17 protein-coding genes are annotated in these 19,043 nt (G+C 31.4%); 1 reads left to right on the top strand and 16 read right to left on the bottom strand.

Features of this window, described 5'->3' with window-relative positions; all coding sequences use genetic code 11:
* Positions 1 to 33: 33 nt before the first annotated feature.
* The 9 genes from T473_RS0100310 to T473_RS0100275 all read right to left on the bottom strand — a co-directional run bounded on the left by T473_RS0100310 (position 34) and on the right by T473_RS0100275 (position 9,983).
* Positions 34 to 1,299 (bottom strand): phosphoribosyltransferase family protein, encoded by a 1,266-nt coding sequence (locus tag T473_RS0100310; protein WP_024620096.1) that lies wholly within the window; start codon positions 1,297 to 1,299, stop codon positions 34 to 36.
* Positions 1,277 to 2,362 (bottom strand): HpcH/HpaI aldolase/citrate lyase family protein, encoded by a 1,086-nt coding sequence (locus tag T473_RS0100305; protein WP_242825820.1) that lies wholly within the window; start codon positions 2,360 to 2,362, stop codon positions 1,277 to 1,279. The genes T473_RS0100310 and T473_RS0100305 overlap by 23 nt, the downstream gene beginning before the upstream one ends.
* A 48-nt stretch (positions 2,363 to 2,410) precedes the next feature.
* Entirely contained in the window at positions 2,411 to 3,547 is a 1,137-nt protein-coding gene (locus tag T473_RS0100300) for a toxic anion resistance protein (protein WP_024620094.1), read from the bottom strand.
* Entirely contained in the window at positions 3,547 to 4,323 is a 777-nt protein-coding gene (locus T473_RS19480; protein ID WP_330369312.1) for a YceG family protein, read from the bottom strand. Before T473_RS19480 ends, T473_RS0100300 begins: the two co-directional genes overlap by 1 nt.
* Positions 4,320 to 5,108, bottom strand: coding sequence for a YceG family protein (locus T473_RS19475; protein WP_330369311.1), 789 nt, complete (start codon positions 5,106 to 5,108; stop codon positions 4,320 to 4,322). Before T473_RS19475 ends, T473_RS19480 begins: the two co-directional genes overlap by 4 nt.
* Positions 5,109 to 5,343: 235 nt before the next feature.
* Positions 5,344 to 8,085, bottom strand: coding sequence for a calcium-translocating P-type ATPase, PMCA-type (locus T473_RS0100290; protein WP_024620093.1), 2,742 nt, complete (start codon positions 8,083 to 8,085; stop codon positions 5,344 to 5,346).
* Between the two features lie 25 nt (positions 8,086 to 8,110).
* Positions 8,111 to 8,740, bottom strand: a complete 630-nt coding sequence (locus T473_RS0100285; RefSeq protein WP_024620092.1) for a TerD family protein — start codon at positions 8,738 to 8,740, stop codon at positions 8,111 to 8,113.
* 31 nt (positions 8,741 to 8,771) lie between these two features.
* Positions 8,772 to 9,350, bottom strand: a complete 579-nt coding sequence (locus T473_RS0100280) for a TerD family protein (protein ID WP_024620091.1) — start codon at positions 9,348 to 9,350, stop codon at positions 8,772 to 8,774.
* 54 nt (positions 9,351 to 9,404) lie between these two features.
* Positions 9,405 to 9,983: a TerD family protein gene (locus tag T473_RS0100275; protein WP_024620090.1), complete on the bottom strand. Its 579-nt coding sequence runs from the start codon at positions 9,981 to 9,983 to the stop codon at positions 9,405 to 9,407.
* 225 nt (positions 9,984 to 10,208) lie between these two features.
* On the opposite strand from T473_RS0100275, the gene T473_RS0100270 reads away from it, so the two are divergent.
* Entirely contained in the window at positions 10,209 to 10,928 is a 720-nt protein-coding gene (locus tag T473_RS0100270; protein ID WP_024620089.1) for a superoxide dismutase, read from the top strand.
* Positions 10,929 to 11,095: 167 nt separating this feature from the next.
* Here the strand turns inward: T473_RS0100270 and T473_RS0100265 are convergent, their stop codons facing one another.
* From T473_RS0100265 to thiM, 7 genes are all read right to left on the bottom strand, one after another.
* Positions 11,096 to 13,630, bottom strand: coding sequence for an FprA family A-type flavoprotein (locus tag T473_RS0100265; RefSeq protein WP_024620088.1), 2,535 nt, complete (start codon positions 13,628 to 13,630; stop codon positions 11,096 to 11,098).
* A 263-nt stretch (positions 13,631 to 13,893) separates the two neighbouring features.
* Positions 13,894 to 14,493, bottom strand: coding sequence for a PepSY domain-containing protein (locus T473_RS0100260; protein WP_024620087.1), 600 nt, complete (start codon positions 14,491 to 14,493; stop codon positions 13,894 to 13,896).
* A gap of 86 nt (positions 14,494 to 14,579) precedes the next feature.
* The gene (locus tag T473_RS15845) at positions 14,580 to 16,145 is read right to left on the bottom strand and encodes an ABC transporter permease subunit/CPBP intramembrane protease (RefSeq protein ID WP_242825822.1); all 1,566 of its coding nucleotides are present in this window, start codon (positions 16,143 to 16,145) and stop codon (positions 14,580 to 14,582) included.
* Complete coding sequence (locus tag T473_RS18190) at positions 16,142 to 16,657, bottom strand: ABC transporter permease (RefSeq protein WP_077065748.1); 516 nt, start codon at positions 16,655 to 16,657, stop codon at positions 16,142 to 16,144. Before T473_RS18190 ends, T473_RS15845 begins: the two co-directional genes overlap by 4 nt.
* Positions 16,647 to 17,438: an ABC transporter ATP-binding protein gene (locus T473_RS0100250; protein WP_024620086.1), complete on the bottom strand. Its 792-nt coding sequence runs from the start codon at positions 17,436 to 17,438 to the stop codon at positions 16,647 to 16,649. The genes T473_RS18190 and T473_RS0100250 overlap by 11 nt, the downstream gene beginning before the upstream one ends.
* Positions 17,439 to 17,571: 133 nt before the next feature.
* Entirely contained in the window at positions 17,572 to 18,207 is a 636-nt protein-coding gene (gene thiE, locus T473_RS0100245) for a thiamine phosphate synthase (RefSeq protein ID WP_024620085.1), read from the bottom strand.
* 29 nt (positions 18,208 to 18,236) lie between these two features.
* Positions 18,237 to 19,022, bottom strand: a complete 786-nt coding sequence (thiM, locus tag T473_RS0100240; protein WP_024620084.1) for a hydroxyethylthiazole kinase — start codon at positions 19,020 to 19,022, stop codon at positions 18,237 to 18,239.
* Between the last annotated feature and the right edge of the window lie 21 nt (positions 19,023 to 19,043).

The raw sequence follows: 19,043 nt of genomic DNA, 5'->3' as shown, positions 1-19,043 counted from the left end.
TTGTCTAAAGTTTTATATGCCAAATACGCGCGTTTAATACAGCTTATTCAAACTTACTACAGTTAGCTTTTCTATACTTATATTTTTAAATAACTCAATAAAATCATAAAAATCTTCTTTTTCTTTTGCCAATTCTACAAATAAAAAGCACTCATTAAAATCATTTTTGTCTATATTGTAAATATAATTATCTATATTTGAATTGTAAAAACTATTTATAAGATTTTTAGTTTTGATCGGATAGTTTTGATCATCTACTGCTATTATCGGGCTTCTCGTAGTTGAATGGTAGTACAAGTCGATATTTTTTTCATTCTCCTTTGCAAACAACATAGGTATGTACATTAGCTCCTCTGTTCCTAAAAACAGAACTTTTTTTCCCTCGTATATATCAATATCAAAACCAAGTTTTATATTTTCTCTTTTAACTATCTCCTTTAACCTAAATTGATCCTTTTTATCCATACCAAATCTGCCAGTGTACTTAATATACTCTTTTTGTTCGATATAGTCATCCATATCCAAACTTACATAGTCAACAGTTAATTTATCGCTAGGTATTTTAGTATCTGATATACAACGATTTTCATCAGTTACAGTAGTTGCTCTCTCAAGTTCTGTTATATCTTCTGGTCTATCTACTTCTTCATCATCCATATCGAATTTGAACTTGCCTTTAAATAAATAAACAAACTCAATTTTACATTCTAACTCTTTTTCTAATTTATTTACTTTTTCAAGATTTTCTCCTTCTACCCAATTTAAAATTGAGCATATCGTATATCTCTTTTTAGGGTATATGGATTGTATTTTTTTAATAATATTTAAGCAAGTATTTGCTGTAGTTATTTCATCATCTACCAATATTATTTCATTGCCAGATTTAAACTGCACTAAATTATCATAGTATAAATTTTGATCCGTAGCATGTGAGTGCTCTTCTAAGAAATCTAACTTCTTAAAATTCTTTACTTCTTCTCTTGTAGTATGTACAAACTCGTAATCGCCCTTTATATGATCAAAAAAGCTATGTCCAAGACCAGTTCCAGTTTCTGCAAATGCAATTACTGTACCACAACTAGGTTCTACAGTTTTATTGTACATATCTACAATCATCTTACCTAACTCATCCATTTTACTGGGTTTGCAGGCTAGATGTTTTCCTAAATTTTTAGACACAAATAAAAATCTTCTCTTTTTATTATTCCTGATTGCAATATCTAAAAAGTCATTTATGTCTAGATCCATAGGATTTTCAGTTATATCCATTGTACAGTTAAAATTTAAGTAATTCCTCATATGTTACTCCTTCATTTAATACTCCGTAGATTTTTGATAACATTATTGTCCTTTTTGCCCAAATTAAATGAGGATTGGTCTCATTCATCCTCTTTCCAGATGCACTTTTACTTACGCCATATTTTCCGCCAAAGCTTTCAATAATATTAACCGCATCATTATGATCTTCAAAGCTAACTGAACACAGGGCTTGTACAATTCGTATCTGCTTCGGATGTATAACAGTTTTTCCTACTAAACCATGAAACTTGTCTAGCTCTATTTCCTTTATATATTTTTCTTTAATCTCTACATAATTCATGTCAAAAAACTCTGACACTCCACCGGATATAGGTATATCTATTTCTGGTCTGTTAAGATAAGTAACCATATCACTGATAAATACCGAACATATATTGTTTTCATATATAGAAAATTTTTCGCTTCTCCTAACTCCAAACAGCCCAAGTATATCGGTAAGTCCAATTCTAAGACTAAGTATTCTCTCCCTGTGTTTTAGAACTGTATCGTACAGCTCTAAAAAGCTTATGTCTTTTAATTCCCTGTATATAAATTCACTTGTCTCGATAATAGGCATAATATATATATCTTTTATATTATTTGAATCCATAAGCTCAATAAAAGACTCTATAATCTTTGAGTTTGCCTTTGGAATAAGTAATCCTGTAATTATAGATTGATTTGTATAAACTATATCTTTGATCTTCTGGAATTGATCCAGATTCTTTATTCTTAGAAAGATTATCGGCAGTTTAAAATTATTATCAAGGTTACTTTGACTTACTTCATTTAATATTGACTCCACATTTTCTATAGCCTCTTTTTCTCCACTTGCACCAACTGCATCTTCTAAGCATATAGCCAAGGGCCTTGCACCTTTTAACTCGCTTGAAATATTTTTCTGCATCATATCATACTGAGTAGCTGGCATATATAAAAACGCTCCAAGAGCGTATTTTAATGTATTTCTATCAGTTTTTTTATCGAATTCAATGGGCTTTTTATAAAATACTCTGTTCAGAGTATCTTCACTTAGATAATCAAAATATCTCAAAATATCCACCTCTAATACTTATTAAGGGCTGACTTTATACAAATCAGCCCTTAACTATTATTTATTGTAAATAATACTAGTATTTAGTTCTTCTAATCTCTTCGTATTATCTTTTATTGCAACTCTGCTGTTTTCTTCTATTCTCATAGTCTCTTCAATTCCTGATTTTATCGTATTGTGCATTTTTTCAAGAGTTTCTATCTGAATAGAACTTGAACCTGCCATTCTAGCAATTTGAGCACTTTGTTGACTTACATTTTGTGCATTTTTTAGTAAAAGCTCATTAGTTTTATCATCTAATGCTTTAAGTGATTGTGCTTGAAGCTCTTGCTTTTTTAGAAGTATCGCTTGTGATAAGCATTGCTTGAATACTGGCAGTGTAACTACAAAGGCACTATTTATTTTTCTAATTAAATTGTAGTTATTGTGTTGCATTCCCTTTAACATAGGAATTGTTTGAATAGATATATTTTCAGCTATTCTCAAGTCGTACACTCTTTGGTTTAACATATCGTATATCTTAAGTAGATCTTGATAGTTAACTAAATCCATTTGATCCCCACTAGTCTCTGACAACTGCTTATAATGCGGAAGGATCTCCTTGTCCATCTCTTCTACTGCCATTTCACCAGCTACTATATATTTTTGAAGCTCGTTGTAGAAATCAAAGTTTTCATTTAACATAGCTCCCAACTGCTTGTTTGACATTCCTATTTCTCTTTCATACTTTTCAAGCTCTATTTGTATTTTCTCTACTTCTCCACCTAGAGTTTCATACTTTTGGAACATCATCTCTAAAGCATTGTTTGCTTTTTTAAAGATTTTTTGTATAAAATTTGGTTCTTTAGTATCTTGAAAATCATCTATATCAAACTTGTCCATTATTTTTGCTAAGTGTTGTAGCATTTTAGAGTTTTCTTCGTTTTTATTAACTCTGATAGTATTTAATAGATTATCTGAAACCTTAGCAACTCCTTGTGAAGCGTCACAACCAAACTTAAGTATTGAATCTGGATTTTCTACTTCTATAAGGGATGTCAATGCTTCGACTTCTTTGGATTTTCTAAGTTCATTCTTTTTTATGTTAGTGTACTCCACAATATCAAAGTTATCTTCTACTACTACTGCATTTCCTTCAACCACTTCTGTTTGGTTGTTGTTATCTTTTGATAGACTGTTCATGTTAATAGCCATTAATATTTTCTCCTTTTCCCAAATAACTTTTTAAATAAAGGAACATCCTCATTTAGATCATTTAATCTCATATCGTATTCCATTCTGTCTAATCTATGTCGATCTACTAAACTGCTATTTATTATATTCTCTACTGTATTTTCTCCTCCAGGGGACATAATAATTATGTCAAATCCTATCTTACTTAGTAAAATCATTAAGAAGCAAATTTCTTTATTCAGTAAAAAGCTCTTCCCAATATATAAAACTAACTTAGGATTTATACCTGAATAATCGAAGTTGTTAATCATCCTAACAAACTGCTTATCCATATGGAGCACTGTGTATAGTCCTCTTATCTTATCCTCGACGTTTAGCCCTTCTATAAACATATTACCTTCAAATAACTCTTCTACTTTTTCTAAAATCATTATTTGCTGCTGTATGCTAAGAGTTGATATAGTGTAATCTTGGTTATTTATAATAGGCTTTTTATCTAGTTTTACATCTGTAGACAGTAAAAACGAAAGGCTGAAAGCATTTTTTATAAATTCTCTAGCGAATACATTTGTATAACCATTGTACTCTATAAAATACGTATAAGTAGAATTTCTAAGCTTGTCTATAAACTCTACATACTCCATCTTATCACTGTAAATTCCATCAATCTTAGAAAAAAATACTGGCATATCTACAATATTCGAATCAAATTTAAAACCAGGTCTAAGCTTAGACGGCTCATTCCAGTAAATAGATATTTCGTCTACAGTAGTACTTAAAAGTAGGTTTTTAATCATCCTATCTTGTAGCTGCCACGCTTTATAAAACCTGACTCATTTAAAAGTTCTTCGCTTATTCTCTTAGAAGCTTCTGCTCCAACTGTATATGCCTTTTTAATTGATCCTTTTTCTACTTTTTCGCCCATTTCATCTCTATCTTCAAATGAAATTACTTCGTCAACGATATTTCCTTCTTCAATTTCTATATTGTGTTTCTCTGGTTTCAAAATACTTGTATTAGCTTTAGAGTTTGGATTTAAGTAAAGTATATCAAACCCGGAAAGATGTAGAGTCAACATAAAAAGAAATTCGTGCTTCTTTGCATCCCCATAAAAAACAACTTTCGGAGGTTCGTTTTTATCTATGTTTAGTTCTCCTACATACTCTTTTATCCAAGACATTATTTTTATAATAAAGTTTTGTTTTACTCTATCATTAGCAAATTCACTTTTTTCTTCATCTAATACTAAGTCCATTGCCCTTTTTATCTTTAGATTAATTTCTTCGTTTTTTACAATCTCTAAATCTAATTCTTCCAAACTATTTCTGTAATTTTTTAGTCCATCTTTGAAATAGTTTATAAGATCAAAATCGCTTGGATTTGGAATTGTATCTGTAAATAGAGCTATATCTTTTCTATTTTCTATATTGTAGTTAGTTTTGTATATCTCTAAGTTGTACAGATTTTCCTCACCAACTCCAAAGTATAAAATAAAGTAACTTAAGTAAGCTTTTGAAGGAGTGTAATTACCTCTGTCCGATTGACTGGAAAATATCTTTCCAAACACCGATGAATCATTCAATTTTTACCCTCCTATCCCTCAAAAATTATGAAAAATGCCCCAAAGATTACTTAATTTAACTCATAAAAGCTCTCTTTGAGGCAATCTGTAATATAATATTACTATTAAATTTACATTTTAGCTATAATATATTATCAATTATTTAATTATTTTTTAGCTAATTTATAATTTTCTATCTATTTCCAATTTATTTCATATCTTTTTTATATATTCTTATTTAATTGCTATTCACAAATTAAGCTTCTTCTTTTACATTTACTATTCTTACACAGAATTTAACTAATTCGTTAACAACTATTACTAGTGATGATATTCCTATAACCTTTAGCCAAGTTACTACGTCCATTGCAACTGAGTTAAAGAAGTCTTGGAATACTTGTGTAAAGAATACTTGTGCTATCCCTGTAATTATAATTATCTGTATAGCTAATTTATTCTTAGTAAAGTTTGGTATTATACTGTCTGATCCAAATTCTCTACAGTTAAACGCATTAAATAGTGCACAGAATGCAAATAATGCAAACATTACAGTTCCTTTATGAGCTTCATCAACACCTAAGAAGTTAAATGTAGATTGGGCTACAATAAGTACTGTTATAAGCAAAGCATTTGATAAAATAGAATACATCATCTTTTTAGATATTATATTAGCATTTCTATTAACTGGCTTTCTGTTAAGTACATGATCTCTAACTGGCTCTAGACCAAGAGCAAGCGCTGGAGGTCCATCCATGATTATATTAACCCAAAGTAATTGTATTGTTGTAAATGGCATTTCTTGTCCCATCACTTGAGATACTATCGCCACTAAGAATGCAATTATATTAACTGTAAGCTGGAACTGCACAAATCTCTGGAAGTTATCGTAAATTCCTCTACCCCATTTAATACCTTGAACAATAGTACTAAAACTATCATCTGTAAGTATAATATCTGCAGCATTTTTAGAAACCTCAGTACCACTTATACCCATTGCTATCCCAACATCTGCCTTAGAAAGTGCAGGTGCATCATTTATTCCGTCTCCAGTTACCGCTACTACTTCACCTGATTTTTGGAGAGCTGTTACTATTCTCATCTTACTCTCTGGTTTACTTCTTGCAACTATAGCGATATCTTTAATTTCTTCTCTTAATTCTTCGTCTGATAAAGTATCTATATAAGAAGCTTCAACTGCTCTCATATTATCTTTTAAAAGACCTAATTCTTCACCTATAGCTTTAGCTGTTATTATATTGTCTCCTGTAAGCATTTTTACAGATACACCAGCATGTCCTGCTAATTCAACAGATTCAACTACATCTTTTCTTAGTGGATCTCTTATACCGACAAATCCACCAAATACTAAGTTTTCTTCTAAGATTTCTACATTAACGAATTTGTCTTCTGTAGTAATCGCAGCTTCTTCATCTGCCAATAAAACTTCTCTATATGCAAAACCTAAACTTCTCATTGATTTTACTTGAAGCTTTTTGATTTCTTCTAGAACTTCATTTTTAATTGCATCTGTAATAGGTACTATATTTTTTCCTCTTTGAACATGTGAACATAGATCAAGTACTATTTCAGGAGCACCTTTCGATAGCAATACATAATTACCATTATCTTTATAAAGAGATGTCATTCTCTTTGTTTCAGAAGAGAATGGGCTTTGTGCAGCCACTTCTGAATAACTTCTGATACCTCTATAATCTTTATCATCATTGTAAAGTAAAAGAGCACACTCAGTTGCACTTCCTAGATATTTAACTTCACCATCTACTTTTTCTATATCTGCTGTTGAATTTATTATACAGTTTTCTATAAAGTAACTGTTTGATTTCGTAATATTGCCATCAATATACTCCCCATCTACATTTACAACTTCTACAGTCATTCTATTTTCAGTAAGTGTACCAGTTTTGTCAGAACAAATTACTGATACTGAACCTATTGTCTCACAAGCCTCTTTTTTAGTTATAAGGGCATTGATCTTAGCCATCTTCTGCATTGTAATTGCAAGCGTCATATTTATCATAGTTGGAAGTCCCTCTGGAACAGCTGCAACTATTAATGCAACACACACTGTAAACGCAGTTTTAGCAGGCCCTATAGATTCTAGGAAAGGCATAAAACCTGATGTGTCAACATTTAGTATCCCCTTGCTAACTGATTGGAATATCATAAATATAAACAATAAAGATGCTACAGCACTAGATATCTTAGCGATCATTCCGCCTAAGTTACCAAGTTTTATTTGTAGAGGCGTTTCTTCATCTGGATCTGAAAGATGTTGAGCTATTTCACCCATTTCACTTTCGTCACCTATATCAGTTACTACCATTATACCTCTACCGTATGCTATAAGAGTTCCACCAAATACCATGTTAATCTGTTTTGCAGGAATAGGGTCTTGAATTATAATATTTCCTTTAGATTCTATTTCCTCCATTTCAACTACTACTTCACATCTCTTAGAAACATCGTCAGATTCACCTGTAAGCATATCTTCTCTTGCTTTTATGTTTACACACTCGATAAGTCTTCCATCTGCAGGAATCATATCACCAGTTTCGACATAAACTATATCACCAGGTACTAATTCACTCTTAGAAACTTGATGTATCTTTCCATTTCTCATAGCCTTAACTTCAATATTTTCAGTCATTTTAGAAAGCGCATCTGCAGCTTTTTTTGAACGGCCTTCCGTTATCATGCCTATTGCGATACCTATAGATATTGCTCCTATTATACCAATAGCATCGTGAGTCTCACCAATTATTGCACTTACTACTGCAGCCACTATAAGTATTAAGATCATAGGTTCAGTTAAGGCATCTTTTAAATTATCCCAAAAACTCTCTTCAGCTTTTGGAGTAAATTCATTTAAGCCATATTTTTCTCTTCTAATCTCAACTTCTTCATCTGATAGACCTTTTTCCCAATCAACTGATAGTTCTTCCAGAACTTCAAGACCGGTGTGATTAAAATACTTCATTTTTTCTTTATTATTTTCCATACTCTTAGATTCCATAACCTCTCTCAATCTTTTCTAAATTTTTTAAAACTTCCGTAAGACTTGAATCTTTAGTTCCCTCACCTATTGCTTCAAATTGCCAACTACCATCTTTTCTAAAAATACATCCAACTATTAATGTAGTCTTATCAGCGTAATTATCAGATAAATTGTACTTAATTATTTCTTTACGAGTAGTTTGATCTACTACTCTTATAAAAGCATTTTTTATCATACCAAAGTGCTGATTTCTACGAATAGAATCATATATATTTACCACAAATAGCAGTTTATGTATTCTACTTGGTATATTATCAAGTTCGACTAATATCTGCTCATCATCTCCATCTCCATCTCCAGTTAGATTATCTCCAGTGTGGATAACAGATCTGCATTTACTCTTTAAGTTTCCAAAATAAATTAAATCCTTTACATTGTCTAGCTTTCCGTTATTATCTAACATAAAAACAGAAGCATCACAGTCGATATTAGCTTTACTTGAACCCAATAGAGCTTTTAAAAAACCGCCCCCGCCTTCAGAAACTGGGTCCCAGCCAAGACCAACAGTAATGTTACCCAGACCTGGATTAGATTTTTTTAAATCTATTTTATCACCTTTATTTAAATTAATTGACATACTAAACCTCCATTTTTTGCTTTATGATATTCTAAACGCTTAATCCGTAGTTTCTACAAAGTGCCTCAAGCCCGCCTTCAAAACCTGCGCCAACAGCACTAAATTTCCACTCGCCATTGTATCTGTATATTTCACAAACAGTTATAGCAGTCTCTATACTAAACTCTTCTCCAAGGTCATATCTAAGTATTTCTTCTTCATCTTCATTGTTTATTACTCTTACATATGAATTTGAAACTTGTCCAAAGTTCTGTCTTCTCTGATCAGCATCGTATATTGTTACGGTTACTGCAACCTTTTCAATATGTTCTGGTATTTTAGGTAAATCCATAACGATTTCCTCGTCATCTCCATCGCCTTCACCAGTTCTATTGTCTCCTAAATGCTCAACTGAATCTGAGCTGTGCTTTAGATTGTTATAGAATATAAAGTCTTCATCTCTCTCTACTCTGTTGGATTTACCAACCATAAATACACTAACATCTAAGTCATAGTCATGTCCACTGTCAAATGAATTAGTATCCCATCCAAGTCCAAGTTTTATTTTTTTAAGACCTGGATTTCCTTTAGTAAGATCTATTTTTTGTCCTTTTTTAAGTACGATTGCCATAAAATCCCCCCGTCAAAATTCAAATTAAAAACTCTTTTTATATATGCTAAACAACTATATATTTATACCAAAGTTTCCACAAAGTGCTGCAAGTCCACCTTCAAACCCAGCTCCTAAAGCATTAAATTTCCATTCGCCATTGTGTCTGTAAAGTTCTGCTACAACTACTGCAGTCTCAATACTGAAATCTTCTCCAAGTTCGTATTTGATAAGTTCTTCATTTGAATCTTTATTTACTATTCTGATATATGAATTACTTACTTGTCCAAAATTTTGTCTTCTTTCTAAAGCATCGTGAATAGTTACAGTAAATGATATTTTATCTATATTATTTGGTACCTTTGATAAATTAACTAATACTTCTTCATCATCTCCATCACCTTCACCTGTTCTATTGTCGCCCAAATGCTCAACTGAACCTGAACTGTGCTTTAAGTTATTGTAGAACACGAAATCACCATCATTCGTAACACTACCATTAGATCCAGTCAAAAAAACAGCTGAATCCAAATCAAAATCAGAGCCACCATCATATTTATTAGTATCCCAACCCAATCCAACTAAAATGTCTTTAAGACCTGGATTTGTTTTTGTCAAATCTACTTTTTGTCCTTTTGCCAATGTTATACCCATAGTTTTAATCTCCTTACTTATCTTATTTATTAAAGTTTCCTTCATTATTAATAGTATTATATCATTTTTACTACTGATTTGTCCTCAAAATCGCAGCTATTCTAATAAGATTCTAATGATTTAACCTAAAATATAAAAAACCAAAAAAGAAATTTATTGATTATATTCCATTAAATGTCCTAATAGTTTTGTATAACAAAGATATACTATTAATGAGGTGATTTTATGAAGAAAAAATTTTTAGTTACATTAGTTTTATCATTTATTTTTACAATTTCATCGTTAACTAACTCAATTGCATTAGCACCTAATCAAAATGCTTTTAAAGTTAAACCTTTGCCATACGCTTACGATGCATTAGAGCCGTATATTGACAAAGAAACAATGATTTTGCACCACAATAAGCACTATCAAGCATACGTCGATAATCTAAATAAAGCTCTAGAAAAATATCCAGAGTTATACAAATACTCTCTTGTTGAGCTTCTGCAAAACATCGACACACTGCCTAAAGATATTCAAAAAACTGTTTTAAACAACGCTGGTGGAGCATATAATCATGGTTTTTTCTTTGACATTATGTCACCAGATAAAACCGAACCTTCAGAAGAACTAAGAGTTTCTATAGAAAGAGATTTTGGATCTTTTGAAAATTTTAAAGAGCAATTTAAACAAGCCTCATCTAGTGTATTTGGATCTGGCTGGGCTTGGTTAGTGAAAGATTCTAGCGGAAAGCTATCAATAGTCACTACACCGAATCAAAACAGCCCTGTGTCAGATAATTTGACCCCTGTGATTGGGTTAGATGTTTGGGAACATGCTTACTATTTGAAGTACAAGAATGTTAGAGCTGATTATATAGATAACTGGTTCAATGTTATTAATTGGAAACAAGCTCTTGAGAATTTCAATGGTGGAATGAAGGAAAATAAAGTTAATGGATAGTAGAAATTAAAAATCCAAAAGACGTCCAGCACCACAGATTGGTAAAAAATCTGTAAGTGTGCTGGACGTTTTATGTATTTTCACTTTATACTATCCATTAACTTTGGTTCAGTATGTCTTATTTATTTTTAATTCATCTTAATCAATTCGCATTTTTTCCCACCATTTTAAATAATATGTTCATTGGCAACTTCACTCGTACTAGCATCTTGTGCCATAAGTCTCATTACCTTAACAGTTGAACTCATATCATTTATTAGTATAGCTCCAACTAACTTGTCATCTTTGATAAATAACTTTTTGTAAATCTTATTCTTAGGATCTTTTAAACATAATTCTCCATCGTAGTCTTGTATATTTCCTAGAGTAAATACTTTTGCTTCCATAGCATCTAGTGATACTGGGTAGCATTCATTTTCAAACTCGATTTCGTCACCGCACGCATTAGCTCCTGCAATTCTACCCATTTCTATTGCTGTTGGCCAGATTGCTAATACTGAGTTTTCTATTTGCGCTACGTCTCCACATGCGAATATATTATCTACAGAAGTCTTCATGTTTTTGTTTACTACTATTCCTCTTTCTACTTCTAATGATGTGTTTTTCGCTATTCCTATGTTTGATCTTACTCCTATTGAGAACACAACTATATCACAGTCAATTTTGTTTCCATCTTTGAATACTACATTTGTTTTTCCGTTAGCTTTTTCTATTGATTCGACTGCAACTCCAGTCATAACTGTTACTTTAGCATCATCTTCTATGCATCTGCTAAGTATTGCACTTCCTTCAGTGTCAAGTTGTCTGCACAGAATATTGTCCATAGCTTCAGCTACTACTACTTCTAATCCTTTTAGTCTGAACTCCCAAGCTGCTTCTAGTCCAAGAAGTCCTCCACCTATTACTACAACTTTTTTAGCTTTGTCTGTTGCAACTTTTATAGTTTCTAGGTGTTTTTTATTTCTAAGTGTATATACATTGTCAAAGTCATGACCAGCTATTGGAGGTATAAAGTTGCTACTTCCTGTGGCTATTATAAGTTTATCGTATTTTAATGTTTCATTTCCTATAGATAAAGTAGAATCTTTATCGTTTACCTTGTCTACTCTTGTTTCTAATCTAACTATTATATTGTTGTCTTCATACCATTTTTTATCTGCTATGTAGAAATCTTTTCCTAGTACTTCGTTTAAACCATCAGAAAGTGCTGGTCTGTAGTATGTTAATTCGCTCTCATCACTTATCATAGTTATATCACAAGTGTTGTTTCTCTTTCTTATTGCATCTGCTGCATAGAATCCAGCTCCACCATTTCCAACAACTACATAGTGTTCATTAGTATCTTTATGGTAAAGGATTTCCTCTTCGTAAACTTCTATAAATTGATCTTCTTTAGCTCCACACGCTGGGCAAACTTGCGGTGGCTCATCACCGTCAAATATTTCATTACATATAACACATTTAAATCTCTTCTTACCTTTTTTCTTAGAGAATGTATGCTTTAATTTTTCTACAAATTTGTCAGCGTATTGATTTATATACCCAATCTCTTCGTGTGATGGCTTGAAGTTAACAGCTAGTGGCTCTATAGTAACCATTCGCAACTGTTTTAATCTCTCCATAAGGTTTTCAGTACCTTCACCACTCCAACCATATGATCCAAATACAGATGCAACTTTTCCACCGTGAATTACTGGGTTAAGAGACATTAATATGTTCCATATAGGTGGTAACGCATCTCCTAATATTGTAGGTGTACCAAGTATAATTCCTTGAGAATTTATGACCTTAGGCATAACTTCCTCTAACTTGCTATCTACTAAATCAAAAGTGTTTACTTTATAATCTGTATTTTTTTCTATATAATCTTTCACAGTATCTGCTACAGTTTTCGTGTATCCATAAGCTGAAACATAGCATATTGTGACTTCTTTTTCTAAAACTAATTGCTCTTCAGAACTCCACTTGTAGTATAAATCTACTATTCTTCTTGGGTTTTCAGTAAGAACTGGTCCGTGACCTGGACAGATAACATCGATATCCAAATCTCTTATTTTATCGACTGCAGTTACAACAAATGGTTTAAATGGACCCATTATATTGTCGTAGTAGTATCTTAAAGCGTCAAGGTAGTTATTTTCTTCTTCTTCATTTAATGTATTTACTATTTTTTCATTGCTGTAATGGCTACCAAATGAATCACAAGTAACTAATGTCTTGTCTTCTTTGATATATGTATAAATAGTGTCTGGCCAGTGTAACATCGGTACTGAATAGAACTCAAGAGTTTTATCTCCCAAAGAAAGTGTATCTCCATCTTCAACAGTTATGTATTCAAAATCTCTGTTAACGATTTCCTTAAGGAAAGTAACAGCTCTTTCAGATGCAACTATCTTAGCATTTGGCGCTAAGTCTAGCATTCTTTCAACGCTACCGGCATGGTCAGGTTCTGTGTGACTTACTACTATGTAGTCAACTGTGTTCAAGTCAATTTCTAAATCTTTTAGTCTTTCAATGTATTGGTCAAATGTCTTGTCTTTAACAGTTTCAAATAATACTGTCTTTTTACTACCTTTTAGAACATAAGAATTATATGTAGTTCCGTATGGAGTATACATTATAATATCAAACACTCTAAGATCTGGATCTAGTGCTCCAACCCAATGTAAGTTCTTTTTAATTTCTAACGATTTTAGTGACATAATTATCCCCTCCCAGTTATATTGTTATATTTATACCAAGTAAATTAATTCTTAAACAAGAAATTTAAAATAAGTTCAAAAATATTCGAAGCATTCGAAAAATTTGTTATGTGAAATAATAAACTCAAATAGATGTATATTGAATACTCAATTATAGATACTTTATGGAAATTTTTATAAATAGTAAAATACAGTTAAAAAAGGCTATATCAAAAGTACAATAATTTACTTATGAATACAGCCTTTAAAATTTTAATCTATTATTAATCTTTTTCTACTTCTAATACTTCAGAGCTTTTAGCGTCAACTTTTACCTTCTGTTCTGTTTTGTTTTCTATTATTTTTACTTCATAGTATGTTATACTATTTTTATTTTTCAAAGACCACTCTTTTACTATCCCATTTTGTTTTTTAGTAGCGATATCCATAGCCTTGCTTGGTATTATTGCTTCGTCAAAATTTATTTTTCGATCTCTTGCAACTCCATTTTTCTCATGTTCATCAAGCATCTCAGTTTCATCTTTTACGATTTTAGAAGTCTGTGCGTCTATACTGAACTCATACTTGTTTTCATCATCAACGGCTTCTATATCGTAAAGATAGTTATTGTGATTTTTGTCAAGCTCTAGTTCTACAATGTCAGTATTTTTGTGTTTTTCTCTGAACTTTTCTATAGCCTCCGTATAAGATAATTCTAGTTTTTTATCTTTTAAATTATCTTCTTTCGACACTTTATCTGCCTCTTGATTATTTTCATATACTTCATCTTTAACATCACTCGTTATACTTTGTTTATCAGATTTTGCCCTTTCTTTATTTGTATTCATACCACAAGCTGTTAAAGAAGATACTAATAACAGCATTATTAATAATGTACTTATTTTTTCATAATAATAACCTCCTTATTTTAATTCTATTATTTACTAATAAGCAGAATATTATTACCCTATTATTCAACACTGAATTTTACTTTTTTCTTTGATTTAATAAACTTAATGCTCTGGAATAAAATAAAGTACACTGCAAATATCGCCAAGTACCTGTATAAATCAAAATCTAACAAATCATTTTTCATAGTTATAAATCCTAAATGTGGATTGGCTTTTAGAAAATGTATTCCTATTACAGATATAGAGTTATTGATAAAATGTAAAAACATTGGCACAAATATAGAACCAGATTTATGCAGTGTATATGCAAAAATTATTCCCAGTATTGTAGTAGGTATTATTCTTATAAAGTTCATATGCATTATACCAAACAGCAATGAACTTACTAATATAGCAAAAATAATTGCTTTCTTGCTATCTTTTTTATTAGTTTGAATATTTTTTAGAGAAGAGAATATAAACCCTCTAAATAACAGCTCTTCACAAATCGCTGGAGTTCCTGCAATAATCAATATATTTAGAGGCAGATTTCCCTTTATATAAAGTGCATCATTTAAAGCTTCAACAACCTTCATATTTTCTGGAAGCAATTTAAGAAGCATATTTGTAATCATTATTATTAAAATATAGCCTATTATATAAATAATTAAAGAACCGACTACATGTAATATTTTAGGCGCTCTCAAGCTTAAAACTTCTATAGGATTTGACTTTATATAGAAAATAAATGAAAATACAATGATTATAAATATAGCCTGCGTCATTACAATACCATACATTCCGTATTTCATTTGTACATAACTTCCTACAAATATAAGTAAAACAAGAGCAAGTATATATGCGGCAAATCCATCACTAGGTTTAGGTAAGGTACCTTTTTTGATATTTGATCTCTTCTCTAAGAAAGAAAACCCTCTTCCATTACCAAATAGAATTTCCTCTGAATTAAATAGTTTTGATAGTACTAACAAAGCCATTATAACAAAGATTATATTTGATAGAAGTACTACACCTATAAGAGCGAAGCTGCTGTTAAATGAAAGTACACTCTTTATAAGCAATGATATATTTACAACTGGTATCATCGCATTTAATCCATTTAACTCCATATTCGGCACCATAGATACATACGAAGGCAACATTACTACAAGCATTAAAGGAGTAATATAATTTTGTGCTTCTTTGAAGCTTTTAGCTAGAGAGCACACACACATACTAACTGCAGATATTACCATTGCAAATATACATATACAAACTAATGTAATTATTATAGGTAACGTTAAACTGCTAAAATTAGAGACAGAGAATCCCGTTTCTGCTAAATCACCAGAGCTGTTAATTATTAAAGCTATGGACATGACCATCGATAGTATATTGAATACAGCCGAAAGTATAGCTATTAAAGACACCGATAGATATTTACCTATAATTAACTCTAAATTAGATATAGGCAAAGTAAATAACGTCTCAAGAGTACCTCTCTCTTTTTCTCCTGCCATTACATCAATTGCTGGATATATTGCTCCCATAAGTATCCCTATAACCAGTATAAATGGAAGAATTCTACCTAAAAGATTACCAGCTACTTCTTCGCTCTTCGCTACATCTACTTCTTTATAAGTTATTGGATTAAGTACTTTATCAGGCTCATACCACTTTCTTTTATATTTTTATCTACTAATTCACCTTTATACTCATTAAAAGCATCTTCAATCCTACTAGAGACAACTGAAGCTTTATTTGCAGATGAATCTATGTATACACTGTAGTCCATTTTATCTTCACTTATTTGGATATCTACATACGCATCTATCTTTCCATCAGATATTGCCTTTTTAAAATCTTTTACTTTAATTACATTAACTTTTGAGGGCTTTTCATCCTTGATATTTCTCTGTTCAGACCTTGGATCTTTTATAGTATTTACCAATTCTTTGTCTGGCTCTGAACTAAAGGCTATATTTATCTCTTGTTCATTTAGATCATTCATAGACATCATCATTATTTGCGATGTTCCAACCATCATAAGAGGATATAAAATTATAGGAAGTACTATCATCATAAATAACGTCTTTTTATCTCTTAATATATCTATCATTTCTTTTTTAAAAACTTGTTTTACTATATTAAACCTCACCGAATTCACCTCTTTCCTTGACAAGCTCTATAAATACATCTCTTAAATTACTCTTATCTGTCTTTTGCTTTAACTCTTCAGATGTACCTTGAGCTATTACTCTTCCTTGGTGAATCATTATGATTTTATCACAAAGTGTCTCTGCCTCTTCCATATAATGTGTCGAGTATAAAACCGTTTTTCCATTTGCTTTTTCATACTTCATAAATTCTATAATCGACGAACTACTAAGTACATCTAAACCAAGAGTAGGTTCATCAAATATATACACTTTAGGCGAATGAATAATACAACGAGCTATAGATGTTCGCTGTGTTTGACCAGTGGACAAATTTTCTATTCTATTATCAATAAATCCTTCCAAATCCATAACTTTTATTATAGATTCTATTTTATTGTCTATATCTCTTTTATCCATCTCATATAGATTTCCGAATATATTCATAAGCTCTCTTGGAGAAAGTCTACCATATAGTTTTGTATTCCCTGATAGATATCCTATTTCTTTTTTGGCCGAGTTTTTATCGATTGAATAATCGTGTCCACCTACTATTATCTCTCCGGAAGTAGGTGTAAGTATTCCTCCAAGCATTCTTAAAAGTGTCGTCTTGCCAGCACCATTTGGGCCTAGTATTCCTAATATTTCACCCCTATTGGCTTTAAAGCTAACATTATTTACAGCTAAAAAGTCTTCTTTCTTGGTTTTAAATCTCTTCTTTTTATTCTTCTTATCTTTTACTTCTTTTGTAAAAATCTTACTAAGAGAATTTACCTCAATCATATTTAACACTTCCCTCTTTCTCTATATTGACTACTATATTAAGTATTCTTATATTAACTATAATATCAATTATTCCATTAATTTTCCAATTAATAAAGTAACTAAAAAAAGTGACATAAGTCACTTTTTAAATTTAATTAATTTTTGCTATCCATTTTTTTGTTTGACTGTAAATATCATCTGCCTTAAGTATTGAAGATATTACTGAATACCCATCGGCATTTAACGGTATTAGTTGATCTACATTTTCTAAACTTATTCCTCCTATTAAAACAAAAGGAATAACTACATTTGTCCTTATCTCTTGGACAGTCTCAAATGAAGAATATTCTGCATCATCTTTTGTATTAGTTGTAAACATAGCTCCTATACCTATATAGTCCGCTCCATCGGCTAAAGCTTTCTCAGCTTCATTTACAGTTTTAGCTGATACTCCTAAAATTTTGTCATCACCAATTAACTTTCTCACATTTATTGCATCTATATCGCTCTGTCCAACATGAACTCCATCTGCATCACATAAAAGTGCAATATCTACTCTATCATTTATAATCAGCTTTACACCATATTTTCTAGTGAGTTCTCTAAGTTTTAACGCTCTATCTAGAAACTCTCTTCCTGATACATTTTTTTCCCTGTGTTGTAAAATAGTGACACCACCTTTAAGTGCTTCTTCAACACATCTGTAGAAATCCCTTTCTTTTACCATCTCGTAATCTGTTATTAGATAAAGCTTAAGTTCTTTTTTTAATTTTTCTCTATCTACCACTAAATTCCACCTCCATAAAAACTCTCGATTTATATTTTTTCAATTTTTGCAAATGCCTCAAATTTTTCTATACTTAAACTACTCAAATTATCCATTAAATTAACCCTAAAAGTACCAATACAAGGATTGTTAATTCCAGCTAACTCTCCGCTAAGTGACATTGACAAAATCCCCATAGCTGCAGCATTTAATGTATTTTCAGTCGCACCTAAAAATGATCCCACTAAACTTGTACACATACACCCTGTACCTGTAACTCTCTGTAAATTTTCGTCTCCATTAAAAATTTTATATGTATTTTTGCCATCACTTATTGCGTCTATTTTACCTGTTGCCGCTGCAATACACTTGTATCTCTTAGCTAAGAGCATTGCTACTTCTGTAGGATCATCTTCATCAAAACAATCTACACCTCTACCGTTGAACTCATATCCAGCTAAAAACTTCATTTCTGAAATATTTCCTTTTATTACAGTGAAGTCAACTTCCTTTAACAGAACTTCGATTAGCTCCCTTCTTTTTTGTGATGCAAATGCTGCAACTGGATCTAAAACTACTGGAATATTGAATTTATTGGCAGCTTTACCAGCTTTAATATATAACTCTCCAGACTCCATATCCCCTATGTTAATTACTAGTGAACTTGCTGAGCTCACCATATCATCTACTTCATCGATCGATGCACTCATAATAGGGCTCGCTCCTATAGCCAAGGTCACATTTGCACAGTCATTAATAGTCACCCTATTTGTGTACTGAACTACAAGAGGCTTAGATTGTCGAACCCTATCCGCTAAACTAAATAAATCTTTCATACAAACTCCTCCGTTCTATTT

It is taken from the genome of Clostridioides mangenotii TR (assembly GCF_000498755.1).
Taxonomy (GTDB): domain Bacteria; phylum Bacillota; class Clostridia; order Peptostreptococcales; family Peptostreptococcaceae; genus Metaclostridioides; species Metaclostridioides mangenotii_A.
The sequence above is the reverse complement of the archived record's forward strand: the minus strand, read 5'-3'. Positions and strand labels throughout refer to the sequence as shown.

Excerpts from the sequence above, each read along its gene's own strand:
- T473_RS0100250 (WP_024620086.1), bottom strand. The coding sequence starts at position 17,438 with ATGATTGAGGTAAATTCTCTTAGTAAGATTTTTACAAAAGAAGTAAAA.
- T473_RS0100275 (WP_024620090.1), bottom strand. The coding sequence starts at position 9,983 with ATGGGTATAACATTGGCAAAAGGACAAAAAGTAGATTTGACAAAAACA.
- T473_RS0100290 (WP_024620093.1), bottom strand. The coding sequence starts at position 8,085 with ATGAAGTATTTTAATCACACCGGTCTTGAAGTTCTGGAAGAACTATCA.
- thiM (WP_024620084.1), bottom strand. The coding sequence starts at position 19,022 with ATGAAAGATTTATTTAGTTTAGCGGATAGGGTTCGACAATCTAAGCCT.
- T473_RS0100260 (WP_024620087.1), bottom strand. The coding sequence starts at position 14,493 with ATGCTGTTATTAGTATCTTCTTTAACAGCTTGTGGTATGAATACAAAT.
- T473_RS19480 (WP_330369312.1), bottom strand. The coding sequence starts at position 4,323 with ATGATTAAAAACCTACTTTTAAGTACTACTGTAGACGAAATATCTATT.
- T473_RS0100280 (WP_024620091.1), bottom strand. The coding sequence starts at position 9,350 with ATGGCAATCGTACTTAAAAAAGGACAAAAAATAGATCTTACTAAAGGA.
- T473_RS0100265 (WP_024620088.1), bottom strand. The coding sequence starts at position 13,630 with ATGTCACTAAAATCGTTAGAAATTAAAAAGAACTTACATTGGGTTGGA.
- T473_RS0100310 (WP_024620096.1), bottom strand. The coding sequence starts at position 1,299 with ATGAGGAATTACTTAAATTTTAACTGTACAATGGATATAACTGAAAAT.
- T473_RS0100270 (WP_024620089.1), top strand. The coding sequence starts at position 10,209 with ATGAAGAAAAAATTTTTAGTTACATTAGTTTTATCATTTATTTTTACA.
- T473_RS0100300 (WP_024620094.1), bottom strand. The coding sequence starts at position 3,547 with ATGGCTATTAACATGAACAGTCTATCAAAAGATAACAACAACCAAACA.
- T473_RS0100285 (WP_024620092.1), bottom strand. The coding sequence starts at position 8,740 with ATGTCAATTAATTTAAATAAAGGTGATAAAATAGATTTAAAAAAATCT.